The organism is Exiguobacterium chiriqhucha RW-2, assembly GCF_000416965.1.
In the GTDB taxonomy this organism is placed as follows: Bacteria; Bacillota; Bacilli; order Exiguobacteriales; family Exiguobacteriaceae; genus Exiguobacterium; species Exiguobacterium chiriqhucha.
This window is the reverse complement of record NZ_ATCL01000020.1, coordinates 40338-55523: the sequence shown is the minus strand read 5'-3', so window position 1 is coordinate 55523 and position 15186 is coordinate 40338. Positions and strand designations below refer to the sequence as shown.

8 protein-coding genes are annotated in these 15186 nt (G+C 42.1%); 3 read left to right on the top strand and 5 right to left on the bottom strand.

Going from position 1 to position 15186, the window contains the following annotated elements:
* Window positions 1–9: 9 nt before the first annotated feature.
* The 3 genes from M467_RS31485 to M467_RS24415 are packed head-to-tail and all read right to left on the bottom strand — an operon-like array spanning window position 10 to window position 9295.
* The gene (locus M467_RS31485) at window positions 10–5190 is read right to left on the bottom strand and encodes an FtsK/SpoIIIE domain-containing protein (RefSeq protein WP_021066800.1); all 5181 of its coding nucleotides are present in this window, start codon (window positions 5188–5190) and stop codon (window positions 10–12) included.
* 29 nt (window positions 5191–5219) lie between these two features.
* Entirely contained in the window at window positions 5220–6860 is a 1641-nt protein-coding gene (locus tag M467_RS24420; protein WP_021066799.1) for a hypothetical protein, read from the bottom strand.
* A gap of 32 nt (window positions 6861–6892) precedes the next feature.
* Window positions 6893–9295: a hypothetical protein gene (locus M467_RS24415; RefSeq protein ID WP_021066798.1), complete on the bottom strand. Its 2403-nt coding sequence runs from the start codon at window positions 9293–9295 to the stop codon at window positions 6893–6895.
* A 257-nt stretch (window positions 9296–9552) separates the two neighbouring features.
* Here M467_RS24415 and M467_RS24410 point away from each other — a divergent pair, with 257 nt between their 5' ends.
* Entirely contained in the window at window positions 9553–10440 is an 888-nt protein-coding gene (locus tag M467_RS24410) for a phosphoadenosine phosphosulfate reductase domain-containing protein (protein WP_021066797.1), read from the top strand.
* Window positions 10441–10488: 48 nt separating this feature from the next.
* On the opposite strand, the gene M467_RS24405 is transcribed toward M467_RS24410, so the two are convergent.
* Together M467_RS24405 and M467_RS24400 are read right to left on the bottom strand one after the other, a co-directional pair.
* Window positions 10489–10812, bottom strand: a complete 324-nt coding sequence (locus M467_RS24405; protein WP_021066796.1) for a nucleoside triphosphate pyrophosphohydrolase — start codon at window positions 10810–10812, stop codon at window positions 10489–10491.
* Window positions 10813–10821: 9 nt separating this feature from the next.
* Entirely contained in the window at window positions 10822–11025 is a 204-nt protein-coding gene (locus tag M467_RS24400; protein ID WP_021066795.1) for a hypothetical protein, read from the bottom strand.
* Between the two features lie 205 nt (window positions 11026–11230).
* Here M467_RS24400 and M467_RS24395 point away from each other — a divergent pair, with 205 nt between their 5' ends.
* Both M467_RS24395 and M467_RS24390 read left to right on the top strand, forming a co-directional pair.
* Complete coding sequence (locus M467_RS24395; protein WP_021066794.1) at window positions 11231–11923, top strand: ABC transporter ATP-binding protein; 693 nt, start codon at window positions 11231–11233, stop codon at window positions 11921–11923.
* Window positions 11916–15140 (top strand): ABC transporter permease, encoded by a 3225-nt coding sequence (locus M467_RS24390; protein WP_021066793.1) that lies wholly within the window; start codon window positions 11916–11918, stop codon window positions 15138–15140. Before M467_RS24395 ends, M467_RS24390 begins: the two co-directional genes overlap by 8 nt.
* Window positions 15141–15186: the final 46 nt, after the last annotated feature.

The following is a 15186-nucleotide window of genomic DNA, read 5'->3' as shown; positions in this document are numbered from 1 at the left end:
TTCACGGGTTTATTTCTTAAAGTATTGCATCAATGCACGTAATGCGAGCGGTTGTAAGTATGGACTCTTGCCTCGTGCCGGTTCTTTGTTTGTCTTGAATAGATAGTCACCTTTTCCAGCCAAATTCTCCCCGCCTGACGTATCCATTACTACGTTCGAAGCTACGCTGTCTGTGACGCGAAGACATAACCGCGCTGCCAAGTTGTTCTTGATGGTTGTACTGATAATCTCAGCCTTTGGAGACTGCGTACAGACAATCATATGGATGCCTGCCGCCCGTCCTTTTTGCCCTAGACGCTTGATAGCAGTTTCGATTCGCTGAGCGAATTCTTTATCCTGCATCATGAAGTCTGCAAACTCGTCAAATACAATCACCATTCTTGGCAAGATTTCTTCATGTCGGTTTTCTTGTGCTAATAACTCGTTATATTCCATTAAATTCTTTGCATATGAGTCACGGAACTTAGTATAACGATGTTCCATCTCTGCAATCATAACATCTAAATAATCAGCTGATTCAATCAAATCTAACAAAACTTTTTCCGTATGCTTAACCCCGTCAAACATTGAGAATTCAACTTGTTTAGGATCGATAAATACGAATTGAAGTTCAGTTGGATCATAAAGACACATCATCGACATAACAATCGAGTTCAAACTTACACTCTTCCCACTCCCAGTCGATCCAGCAACTAACATGTGTGGCTCTGTTCCATTAAAATCAACCGTCATAACTTCATTCAGTGGACTCAACCCGATAGGAACAATGAATCCTTTCTCTAGCTCTTGATTTGTCACATCGTTACGTACATACTTCATAAATTGTGAGAAGTAGATTGTATCAGGGTCATTACGATTGATATCAATATTGATTCCGTTACGATCACTAAAGATGGTCGGAGGAGAATCAATGTGAAGCCAAAGCGGCATATCTTTCGCCTTTTTCTCTACGGCTGTAATGCTTTGATTCGGTGGAATTCTGCCAATAATTCGAATAACACTGGCCCCAACAATCGTGCGCTCTACCGAAAACTGAACTCCGTTGATTCTTAGTTTCGTCTGCAAAGTGTCTGCGTAACGATTACCGAGTTCTTGAAGGGCCGCGTCAAACGATTCTTCGTTCGGCACTTGAACGTTTAATAGTGCGATTTCCTCCGGATACTTCTGCTCAGCAACTGACGGATCCTTTGGTTGAACTGGTTCAACTAAATCATCCGATTCGTCTTCTCCGTCTGAATTTACAGGCAGTTGAGTTGGTGTTACAGATGGAGGAATATTTTCATGTCCCTTATCTAACCCTTTTGGCGGCATCACTTTCTCAATGTTATCGATAGGGTTCGGCTCTACAGCTCCCTCATCATCTCCAATTTCCAACTTCACTTCATCGCTAGAAACGTTCATTTCTGAAAGGATGTACGAGCGTGTAAACGTATGGACAGAAATTCCATCTTCATCTTCACGTTCAAAGTAATGACCTGGGGCAAGTTCTGCTCTGCCTTCAAACACAGTGTTCTTGTTATGAATATATGCATAAATCGATTTAGTGAAAGAGAAGTTAATTTTCACGTTCGAATTATGCTTGAGTTCGTGTAAGAGAGCTAGCTCATATTCTTCATAAGCTCGTTTATCTTCAAGATGGAGTAAGAACGAGTTGAGATACAACTCTCTTTCAAGTGTTGATTCGAATCGTCTAAAGAATTTCTGTAACGCTCTTTCTCCAGACAATAGTTGAACTTTCGCGTCCGTCACTTCGCTAACATAACTCTCTTGTTGAATGAGTTTTAGTTCAACTAAATCAAAGTTAATATCGTATGTTTCTGTATCTGCTGAATATTGAATTGTTGTTTTTAGCAAATCCGGCCGCTTTTGTCGCGTTCTAAACCACTCGAGCTCGTCGCACATGTCCCATAAGACGACGGTATCTTGATGATTATTACTTTGAGCAACAGTTAGATACACAGATAAAAACTCGTTTACAAATTTACCTGGTCCTAATGCACGAAGTACAAGGCCTCCAGATAAATCTTTAACAATTTTTAAAGACTCGTCTACTTTCCGTTCGTCTAAAGTTGTAACTTTCAATTGGTCTTTAAGTCGACTATGAAGTCTAGTTCGATAATAGTTCGTTTCGACGTCTTTCTCAGAAGATCTTCGAATTGAATCTGAAGAAGAAACGAGAACCTTGATTTCTTCATTTCCAGAGCGGTTAACGTGATATCGAATAATATTCGAACCTTCCGCAACTTGTTTCATAAGAAGTGGATCCATAAACTTATCGTAAGTGATGACCCAATTGAATTTTTCATGGGCTAATTTATACAACGTATTTGTTTCAGTCCGTGTTACTGAAAGTCGTCCTTTTAATAGCCCGATTTTTTCAGGCTCGATGACTAGACCGTCTTTCAGAATAGCCTGCATGTTATAAAATTGCTGCATGAGCTTTGGTTGCGTTGGCGACACATAACTTATAAGACGCGTGCCTTCTTTAATTGATTTAAACTCACGGTTTTCATAGAACGCCCACTGCTTATCATCGAGCTCACATTCTTTGTGCGCTTCAGGATAAAACTGATGTGGGATTTTAAGATTATCTTGTTGTCCAAAATAATCAATAAAAACAGCTAAATCAAAATCAAGCATCAATGTATCCAATTTTTCCTCGAGCGTTTTCGAATCGCTAAATGGTAGGACATTAATTTCTAGTCTTGGAAATTCTCCAAACACATCTACTGCATTCATATACTCTTCTTGAGATTGGATCCATTGATTGATTTCATCATAGAGCATTGCTGCTCGAGCTGGACTATGAATCGTCACATTTAATTTCCTAACACTGTCTTTCTTAAGAATTTGCTCAATACTCTTTTTAACAAACTCTAGGTTCGTTACATATAAGAATAAGATATCTAAGCAATCTGCAGTGTATGGATAAACGCGCACATAGTCGTGAGCGACTTTCTCAATCTCTTTAGCGAACGAGGTAGCTTGAGATGCGACACTCTCGATTTCCCCACCTTCAAGGTATGTCCCTTGTCCGTAAAATTCGTCTTGAACGAAAAGATGATGACCATCGCGCGACACGTAATACGAAGGTGCTAAATTAGAGAAAGACCCTCTTAAGTATTCTTTATATTGCTTCAAGTCTTCTACATCTTGAATTTTGTTTCGTCCATGAGAGGTGTCCGACAGGTCAGTAATTAATTTACCGAAGTGGACAAGTTTGTACCCATAGGCGATGAATCGAATTGGGTTAAAAATCGATACGATTTTTCGTTCTACCTCAGACTGCCGGCTATTTTTTGTTTCGACAACGTTTATTGTACCCATGTCATTCAACAGCGAATAAATTTTCCGGACTCCATCGACATCAGCTTCAGAACAATTCAAGAATTCTTGTGTAAGAACCGCTGCTTTTGTTATGTCATCAATTGTTGCTCCGCGCTCCTCATTGATAATAGTTTGTAGAAGCTTGGTGTATTCTTTATTGAACTCATCAAATTGTTGAATTGGTTTTAATAGCCGTTTATCAGTAAGCGATGTGAATTTCGTTTGCTCCGAAAGATAATTCCGGAAGTCCTGCTCACTTGGAGTTCCACGTTTAACATCGATGTATTGTAAATAACCGTTCTGAATTTGATTGATAAATTGCGAGAAACTATTCTCACTAATGGTTTCGCCTGCATCAATCTTAAATTCCGTCTTAGCTATCGGCTCTTCATTTCGAAGAAGTCTTAAAGTCACTTTTAGCACTTCTACTTCCTTCGAAGGATCTTCCGTGCCTTTTAAATGAGACAAAATAATAATATTAGACGAAAGCATAGATAACGATTTCAAATGGAAATTAAAGAAAGTCGCCTGTTTTTCTGACAGTTCTAGAGTCTCATCAATCGTTAGCTCAAATGAGAGGTTCCCTTCAAATTGTTCATGATCGATATCTTCAAGCATCACTAAACTTTCAGACAGCACAGCCTCAAAAATATCAACGTATTCAGATGGATTCTCTAACTTGTTTTCGATATTAACTATCTTCTTAAGGATTACTTCTTTCTCTAACTCTTCTTCAAACTCTTCTCTAAATTCTCGGATGGCATCTAAGTCCGTCTTAGCGTTTACTGCTTCTACACCTTTATCAAATCGATTTTCCGCATCGAGTTTTTGTTGTTTTAACTTATTTTCTTCTTCGACAGTTTCTGCCAGGTCAATTGCTGTAACATATTTATCAATTAAGATGTCCCGAGAATTGTTCAACTTATCCTTGAGCGAGTTCGATACTTTAAATCCAAAAATTCGTTCGGCATCGGTGTAAGATACTAACGACAGTAAATCGTTATTTTTGCGTTCGATAAACTGCATAGATTTCTCAAGAAAATGAACCTCATCATTGAAATTGTTCCACATCTCTGCTGAGTAGTTTGTTTTCTCCTCATTCGACATGAAATTTTCTACGTTTTTGGCAAGCTTTTCAGGGTCAAGATAAGACACCATTGTTTTTCTTAGATGACTAAGCAAGAAATTTTTTCTTAGCTGTTTTCGAAGTGCATCTAATGATTCAAATTTCAAAAATTCATCTTTAAACAATCGGAAGTGAGGTAGCTGTTTTCCAAGAATTGATTTAAACGGTTCATCGGAAGAATTTTTTGTTTTAATAATGTCCTCTAAGTAAGCGATTAGCATAGAAAGTTGTAAATCTAGTTCGTTTTTATACTGATAAGCTCCAATTAATCTCATTAAATCTTTGATTTGGTGCGGTTCTAAGTGAGACTTTTCATGTAGCGATTCATCAAGGCTACGTAATCCTTCCGACGATAGTAATTGAGTCTCATCGATTGAGACGATATCCTTCAAGCTTTGAGCCTCTGGAGTTCTCTCGTTCATTAATAAGATGAGGGCTTCTTTAGATTTTACGTTGTTTCTTAACCAGACTCCATTTTCATTTTCATTTAGAACGAATGAATCATACCCCTCAATCCGCTTAATTGTTCGAATCACCGGATTGTAAAATATTTTGAATTGATCTTCGTTTTCTAAGAGCGCATTTAATATTGCGGGGAAATAATCTTCATTGATTCCTTCGATTTTGATAAGTACTTTTTCGGCATTTTTCTTGTTGTGATCTTTGAGATAATTTAATAGATATTGCGCGATCCAATGCCCTATGATTGTCTCTTTATATGAGGTGCTTACTGGCATATTCATAGTCTCCTTTATCTAGTTTCGGATTATCCGAAATAAGGATTGCGGATTAAAGCAGTAGCGTCTGAATACTCTTGCAATAACCCGTTCTGTTTTAATTTCTGTCTCATTTTCTTCTCATTACTTCTAAAGTGGGATAGATTGATTCCTTCTTTCGAATAGAGACCTGAAACTTTTGCTGCATTTTCCCCGATGATAATTTGATATTTTTCATAAAGTCTATTTAAAAAATCATCGTATGGAAGTGTCACTTCTCCATCTAGAGTTGCATATACTAAAGCGCTCAAAATATTATCGTGAAGGACGTAACGAGCTTTAGACCCTTTTCCTGAAATAATGAATTGTCCATCTCGCGCTAAAGTCTTCATAATCGGTAATTGTGACTTAGATAAATCCTCCATGTACAACTCAACAATTCGCAATCTTAGCATTTTTTCCGCTTTTTCAAGATCTGGTGTCTCAAGAGCTTCAACGAGTTTTTTCTTCTTTGGTGTCTGAAGGCTATTAAGTTTTAACTCTTCAAAAAACGCTGTGTAACCTGCAACTTTTGTCTTTTGATTATGATTGAAGCTAAGCTTCCATGCCCGAATCTTATCCTCTGCCTGATTTTCCGGAAGTACTTCTGCAACACGTTTCTCGACAAACGTCTTATAAGCTTCACTAACAACAGACTCATGAATACGATACGAATCTTGAGCCAAGAATTTTATAGATTTATTTTGTCCTTCGAAGCAGTCAATAAAGTAATGAGTTTTTTCTTGCACAATTTGTTCAGCTTGATGAATCATATATCGATGAAGTTGGAATGTAATAAGTGAAGTTAGAATGTCAAACATTTCATATACATCAATCTTTAAAGTAAGTAGAGCATTTAATTCCTCAGCAAACTCTCGATAAAGTGGTAAATTTGTTGATGGTAAAAGTGGATATTCTGACTTCTCCCACCCACTAATGAAATCTTCTAACTCACTATCTTTAATCAAAGGTGCTGGTTGGTCTTTTGTCACAGTACCGGTCTCAGTAGATGCATACTCTTCGAATGCCTCATTAATTTGATTAACAACAGTAATCAATCCACTTGAATTTGATAATAGATTCTTCATATTCTTCTCAATATTCTCACGGAGTTCTTGATTGTCCACTGTTCCATAATGCAGCATCAAATAATAGAGTTCCCCACCCCTAGCAAAAAAGTTTCGCTCATAATTATATGCCGGGCTATTGGATTTTCCTTTATCTCTATTGACACGTATTTCTGTGTATAGCAATGACTCATGCAGCGGGTACATCATTTGAGCGTACCATGAGCGATCAACAGGCTTACCCATTGGCGTCGTCAGAGGGATTGTTAAGTTTTTAAAGAAAGTTTGGAGATCTTCTAATTGTTTTTCATTAATCCCAAGACGTTCTCTAATCAAATCTTTTTTCTCATTTTCAAAAACTGCGATGTGGCCTTTTGACCCTTCCTTTTCCCCTTCATACACAAATTGTCGAAACTCGATCATTTTTCGACGATTGTAGTATTTCCTTTGCAAACTAAATCCTGTACCGGCAATTACGTTTAAAAACTCTAACGTATACTCCGGTCCTCTTTGACCATCTTTAAAACGATGTCCCCATATTTCAGCGCCAATTTTACTCGAAAAACTAATTTTTTCCTGTTCCATGGAGTGTTCTCCTATTCGTAAATTAATTGAGTTTAGTAATCTTCGTCCTCATCTACTTCTTCATCTGTATCTACATAAGGTGGCTTAATTTCAATTGTTTCAAGTATGAACGCACCCTGTGTATAATCAAATTTTAGAATTTGAAGAATTTCTTCGTCTTGTTTTTTTAAAGGAATTAATCTATTGCGGAAGCTGTTAAGCAAAATTTCTACGTGTTCACGTAATACATTTAGCATTCCACCGTTGCTTAAACGCATTAGATATTCAAAAGTGACCAAATTTACCTCGAGTTCTATCTCATTAATACTTAACGTTAACGTGGTACTCGTTTGGTCGATATCTTCATTTTTCTCTTGAACGACGAAATTGATTTGATCGAGTCCAATAATTTGATGAACCAACAAACTGTCAGAGGCCACGTACAACTGATGCGATGGAGAATGCACCATACGTTTCGCAAAGAATGTATTCAATCCATCAACTAGTTTAATCTTTGTACTATGTTCAATTTTACCTTTATGCAAAATACCAATGAATTCGTGACGGTGGCGATATGGAATTAATTGTTCTACTTTTTTATTATCTTTAGATTCAAAATAATATTTCCGACGTAGTCTCGGGAACCATTTACTCATAAGTTCTACGCCATTCACATTGTCGCCGTTAATGTTAGAACGGTACATTTTTACTTCTTCGTAATAAGCCCCGTTCTCAACATCTATACCTTTTTTAAACAACATTGTATGGGAATCTCTAGTCTTTTCCTGACTGCTTAAATCCCCATTGAGAAGAAAATCGTCAATTAAAGAATCTGAAATGTATCCTGGGTCAAGCGACTTGAATTCTTGGATACCACTAATCTCTTCAAATACTTCAGGTCTTAAATTATTTCCAAAGAAATTCTCGTAGTAAGATTTCTTGGCCAACTCTTCTATCTCTTCGCTTTGTGAAGCCTCATGGACGGTTCTACATGTCATTCCACCTGTTTGAGTGTAAGCAAGATGAATGAGTAACTCACGCATTGTCATATGTTTTCCATTCATATCAAGTGATTTATACATACGCATCATACGGTTGCGAGTCGTTTTGTTGCTCATAGCGATATGGTTATCATTAATGATGCATTTATGACGACTTGAGCATTCACCACAAATGCTCCAATTTTCTTCTTCGTTCCAACCCTCAATTATCTTCTCCGCATAAACCGATGATGAAGCATACAGCAGATTATAAACCTTCACATGTTCCGCCTCTTTAAACTCCTTATTCGGTGACATGAACTGTGGAATGATTATGTCTTTTAAAGACTTGAGTTCTGGATATTTCACTAAGGTGTGCGTAAGCTTTCCTTCATTTGCTGCAATCAAGAAATAAAGTTTTGGTTCTGTTTCTTGCAGCGTTTCTTGCATTTTTTTCAACTCTGAAACAATGATTTCGTCACGTAATTCGGATAAGTCCTTGATAATTCGAATCGTGTAATCGTTATATGTAATTTCTTCAATGCCAGATTCAGGCCATCCCTCAAATTCCGTCTCCACTAATTGGTCGTATACATTGCGGCAAATACGAGTTTTACCGTCTCCTGCATTTCCTGTGATGATAATCGAGCGTGGAGATGTCGATAATTCATCGATGATTTTTTGATTGATATTTGTATCGATACTATATTCAATTTTCTTTGTGTGCTCGTCAAAAATCTTTGAATAGTCAGCTGTGGTTAAATCATACTGGTGCATAAAGTCTACGAAGGGATTTATCTGCTCTTTGAGTGGCGTTATCATAATCCGCTCTTGTTCTGTGTTTAGTTCTTGGGTCATAAGAATAATGTTCTCCTTTACTGTATCAGTCTCTTTATCTTTCTCTACAGTTTCATAAATTAAGCTGTCGTGTTCAGCTACTTCTTCTTGAATATCGACTGAATTACCCTCATGTTGATTCACTTTAGTAAGTTCTTTAGAATCAATCACTTCTGCAGTTGTTGTTTCTAATCCAGTGATTGCGATTGTCTCTTTACTCTCTTGTTCTGAAGTGTTTCCAAAATCCAAAACCCAAGACTGACCTAACTGCATCAAAATATTTAGTGCCTCGTTCGCTTCTTTTTTCGTAATATCTCGCTTCGTGACATTTTCACAGATTTCTAAAAACCTTACACCTTCTCGATAATTTTTCATCGAAAGATTGTACTTTGTTTTTAAAGCTTTCCATCCATACTGAATAGAGTGCGCTTCATAATAGGATTTAGGAATAGACGTGTAGCTATAGAAATTGCTAAGATCTCTCATCCATCTAAAAGCCATTGGGAGGAATAGTGATTGCATGTATAAAACTTGTTCTGTTGGATTGAACGCTATCATCCGATTTACGTCTTCATAAGAAAATGAGATGTCCTCGTTCGAAAGATTAGTTAAGTGTTCCCAAGTTTCTTCTGGTCTCATTTTTTAATCGTCCCTTCATTTCTCGTTGGAAAAATATAAATAAGATTCACAATTTCGTTTCTTCCTATTATTGTAATATTAATGTATGGTAAATAAAAGGGGTTCTGAAGGAATATAGGCGGGTTGGTATATTTTTTTACAAGGCCATTTAACTATGTTTGTTAAAATGATATTTACAAGCATTAAATTGTATTACCTAGGCTCCTTTCAGTTAATGTAATAATAGACATAAGCGAAACATAAATGAGGTGTAATAGATGAATATGAATAGTGTTAAGACACAAAAAACAACGAGTCGCCTCGCACTCGGAGAACTAAACAATAAAGATTACTCAGCCTTAAATCATGGGCGCAAACCAGTACACGTGGCTATGTTCAGTGGAGGCGCATCCTCAGCATACGTGGCGTACCACATCGTACAAAAGTATGGAAAAGAAAATTCGATCCTTTTCTTCACAGACACGCTTTGGGAAGATATGGACAACTATCGTTTCATGGAAGAGGTAGCCGACTACATCGGATTAGAGATTACAACTAGCATCGATGGAAGAACGCCTGAAGAAGTGTTTTTTGATATGCGATTCCTTGGTAACTCTCGTATGGCCAAATGTTCAGAAGAATTGAAAGTTAGACAAACCATGATTTTCCTTGAAGAGCTACGTGACATCCACAATCTTGAACCGATTTTACATTTCGGTATCGGACCTCATGAGCAACATCGTGCAATTAACCTTCAAAACTTCTACGAACACAATCCAATCGAACCAATTGAAACTCGTTTTCCGATGATTGAAATCTTTAAAGAAGATATGGATGCCAAGACGATTATTCAAAACGAGTGGGGAATCAAGCTGCCACGAATGTACGACTTAGGTTTCTCACATGCTAACTGTGGTGGTCGTTGTGTGCGTGGCGGATTAGGTCATTATGCTCTCCTCTTTAAAGTATGGCCCGATCAATATGCAGAACAGGAAGCTATGGAAGAGCGTTTCCGTGAGAAATTCCAAAAGGATGTCTCTATCCTTAAACGTAACGGTGGACCGTTCACCTTACGTGAATACCGTGAAATGATGGAGCGAGACGGCGTCGAAGCTTATTTAGCTGAAAAAGATGATACAGTCCCATGCGTCTGTGCATTCTCATAATGTAAAAAGCGAACAGAGTGCCTTTGACGGTACTCTGTTCGCTTTTATTCACTCCAGAACTTCTTCCAAAAACAGTCCCTTCTCAAACCCGCCCTTCCGCTCCCGCTTCTCAGCGCGAATCGCATTCATCTCTTCAAACGAAGCCCCGTGCATCTTGCCTAGCTCATACGCGAGTTCAAGGATATCAGCCAGCTCTTCAAGACATTCCTCATCGATGTTTGCGTCTTCATATTCCTTCAACTCTTCATACAGTTTTAGTCGTGCTTGTTCGAAATGTTCGGCTTGATTCAAGTGCTTGACGATGACCTGCTTCCCCTCTGCTTGAATCAGTTCAGGCACCCGGTCTCGAACCAACTTGTTATGCTTTACCATAGTTGCCTCCTACTCCACAATCTCAAACGCCTTCACATACACGACATGGTCGAGGAAAATGATCCACTCATCCTCGAACTGGACGAACCCGTCCGTCGCATGACGGAACGACTGATAAATCGATTCGAGCGCCGCATAACGACTCTCCGCTTCCACCACTTGCGTCAACACCTCATCGTTGATCATATGGAACTCAATCTCGAACTGTTTCATTGTTTCCACTCCCTTTCACCCGATTCAACATTCTCTTAACTCTTTTCCCCATTCCATCCCATACTCCTCTCGAAACCAAGACGAAAATTTTCTCAGCTTTCAACAGGAAAGTTTTTCCTTTACACTATGATAAATAGTCAGAAAATTACGTGTTCTTACATATTTAATAATGACTATTTCATTCCACCAAGAGAGGAAGCTTCCAATGGCCTATGATTTTGAATGCAAACACCTGACGAAACGCTTTGATAACGGCGACATCGCGACGCTCGCGCTCGATGATGTGAACCTTCACTTCACCCACGGCGATTTCATCTCGATTATCGGTCCATCCGGTTCAGGCAAATCGACACTACTCAGCTTGATTGGCACGCTCGACCGTCCGACCGATGGCACACTCTTATTCAACGGCGAACCGATTTCGACCTTGTCCGCGAAACAGCTCGCCGACTTCCGCTTCGACAACATCGGTTTCATCTTCCAACAGTTCCATTTGATTCCGACGTTGACCGCGCTCGAGAACGTCATGGCACCACTGTTCGGCCGCAAAGTCGACTATGACGGCGAACAACGAGCACTTGAACTGTTGAAAGAAGTCGGACTGAGCGACAAGGCGAACTCGCTGCCGTCCCAACTGTCAGGCGGTCAGCAACAACGGGTCGCCGTCGCCCGTGCCCTCATCCACCGTCCGAAGTGGCTGCTCGCAGATGAGCCGACTGGGAACCTCGACACGCATACGGGTGATATCATCTTCGACTTGTTGACGCGTCTGAATCGGGACAACGGCTGCGGCGTCTTGTTCGTCACGCACGACCCGGAGCTCGCCGACCGGGCGAACCGAAAAATCGAGATGCGCGACGGGCAGGTCGTCGCCATGAGCGACGTCCATCATGCTTAAGTTCATCTGGAACTCATGGTGGCGGAATAAGGAACGCTTCATCCTGCTCATGGTCGGGATGCTCATCGTCAGTACCGGGCTCAGCTATTTGCTCGGGGTGACCCAGGCGAACAACGGCACGGTCGTCAACGAGCTGCAAAAACGGTGGGACTCGTCATACCATATCGTCGTCCGTCCGGAAGGCAGCCGCAGCGTGACCGAGGACTTGAACCTGCTCGAGCCAAACTATATGAGCGGACTCGAGGGCGGGATCACGCGCGAGCAATATGAGACGATTCAACAGATTGCCGACGTCGATGTCGCGGCACCCATCGCGATGATTGGCTCGACTTATTCGAGCTCGTTCACCCAAACGCATACGTTTGATAAAGCGGGTCTTTATCGCCTCAAGATGAACACACTCATCGATACGGGCATTGAAAAAATCAATGACTTTCAAGACTTGAAAGCCTACTTTTGGGTCGGCTGGATGCCGAACGGCGATTCCACTCACATTGGCATCGGTCCGACCGCCCTGTATGAAGAATTCCCACTCGATTACGGAAGCGATGTCATGCTCGCCGGGATTGACCCGGTCGCCGAAGCGAAACTCGTCGGGTTAGACGATGCCGTACGAGCGACAGAGTTCAGTCGTTACTTCAATGAAGAGGATGTCCCAGAGCCTTACGATGAAGAAGTCACGACAATCCCGATTTTGATGAGTACAAAAGACTACGTCGATGCCTCGATCAACTACACGATCGAAGAAGTCGATGTCGATACAACTGATCAAGAGGCGTTCATCCAAACCTATCTCGAGAAAGGGAAAGATGAATACCTCGATAGCTTGAAAGGGACAAAAGTCGCCTCATACGACTTTACAGCGCAACAAATGCATGACAATATCACAAAACACATTTTAGAAGGAAAACCGCAGCCACAAGATCCTCGTCTCACCATGGAATATACGTGGATTGCCGAGAAGGCGTCGCCACTCGTCTATGAAGGCGTGACGAGCCCGTTCCCGAAACGGTGGCCGTACTCGTATCAAATTAAACCGTTCCTCGCTGAGGGTCGTGTAGCTTTTGGTCAAGAAAGTATGTATCGCAAGTCCAATTTATACGCGGAAGACATCAACGATGCACCAAAAGTGAGATATAACTACATCGGATTATTCGACCCATCGAAACTGAAGCTGTCGAAAGACCCGTTGACAGAACTCCCGATGGAAACGTATTTCCCGGCGAGCGCCGAGTGGGTCATGAACTCGAAGGACGAGCCGGTCAACCCACCGACGACCGTCAAGCCGACGAACAACCCGTATAGCTTCTTGACGAAACCACCGTCGATGTTGACGACGCTCGACGCCGCATTCGCCATCGCCGGCGACAAAGCCATCTCGGCGATACGCGTCAACGTGAAAGGCGTGGACGTCTTAAACGAAGAGAGTGAGGCGAAACTTCAAGCGGTCGCCAAAGAAATTGAAGACAAGACCGGTCTCATCACCGACGTGACGCTTGGCTCGTCTCCACAATACGCCGTCACGTATCTGCCTGGACTCAAAGGAGAGAGCGCGCTCGGCTGGATTCAGCAACCCTGGATTAAACTTGGATCGTCAATCACGATTTTCCAAGAAGCGAAACTCGGCTTCTCCGGTGTCGTCGCGAGCGTCATCCTCGTCGCGATGCTGTACGTGTTCAGCTCGAACATCATCATGCTGTACGCGCGAAAGAAAGAGTTTGCCATTCTGTTATCGCTCGGGTGGCGCCCGAGCCAACTGTCGAAGCTGTTATTCCTCGAAGCGACGATTCTCGGTTCAATGGTCGCGCTCATCTCATGGATGATTCTCGGGACGTTCCTATGGACGGCAGCCGGTTCGACGTCGATTGCCCGCATCTTATTGATTGGACTCGCCGGTCTGTTGATTTACTGGCTCGGGACGCTCATCCCGATTCGACTCGTCCGGAAAATCAAACCGTATGAGACGATGCAGTCGGGTGAGGTATCGAAAGGGCGCCGCCTGCTCCGCTCTCGCTCGAGCGTCGGCATGAGCTTGAACCAGCTCGTGACGTATTGGCCGCGGACGACGTTGTCGATTCTCGCCATCGCCTTACCGACGAGTCTGTTCGGCTTCTTCCTATTCGTCACATTCCGACTCCAAGGGGTCTTGTATACGACATGGATCGGCGAGTTCGTCGCCCTTGAAGTCGGGACGATGCATTACGTCGCCATGGGTGTCGCTTTGCTTATCGCCATGTTGACGACGACCGAAATCATGTGGCAAAACGTCTCCGAACGAAAACCACAACTCGCGGTCTTGAAAGCGCTCGGTTGGCAGAACACGTCCATCCGTCGTCTCGTTTTGACGGAAGGTGCGTTGACCGGTTTCTTCGCCGGACTGCTCGGCGTGACAGTGACCATCATCATCGTCACCGTCATGTATCAGCAGTTCCCGACGTCTGAGTTGCCGTTCCTGTTCGCGACCATCCTCATCCCGGTCGTGACCGGTGTCCTCGGGGCGCTCCTCCCGGCGGAGCGGGCCGTCCGCATCACACCGGCCGAAGCCATCGGTGGGCACGTCGTCAACCAGAAGAAAGTCGAGAAACGGTTCCGTCTCGTGCTCGGGACGACCGCGACCGCTCTCGTCGTCGGTATTATCAGCTTGTTCGTCTTCACGTCACCTGAAGTGAAACCGGTGACGGAAGAAGCGAAGACGACACCAGCTCCGACCGCACAGACGACTGGTGCGAAACAGGCCGATCTAAAAGCAGATAAACCGAAAGAAGCCAAAGCCACCACACCGAAAGAAGATGACCTTCAAAAAATCATGGATCTCGGTACGTTCCAAACGTATATTGGGGATCCGGAACTGAAGAAACGTGAATTTCAAGTCGGTGAACCGGTCTACGCATCACCGGACGGCACAGAACCCGAAGCCGGAAAACGATTCGTCAGTCTTCCCATTTCTCTATTCCATTCAGATGATGGCGAAGGTGGTTATATGGACTATCGTCCGAACGGATTCCGCATGTATACGCCAGACGGAACGGAATATAGTCCGGTCGATATGGTCAACCACAACAAAAAAGCGTTGCGTGGCGGTGCATTTTACACACCAGGCGAGAAGTCCGAAATCGATTTGGTCTTCCTAGTCCCTGATACTGAACAGACACTCGTCTTATACGCGTCCAGCAATGCCATGCCAAAAATCTATACTGTTAAAATTGAAGTGCCGTGAATTGAAAAAAGGAGCGTCGTCCCTTCCTGGGATGGCGCTCCTTTGG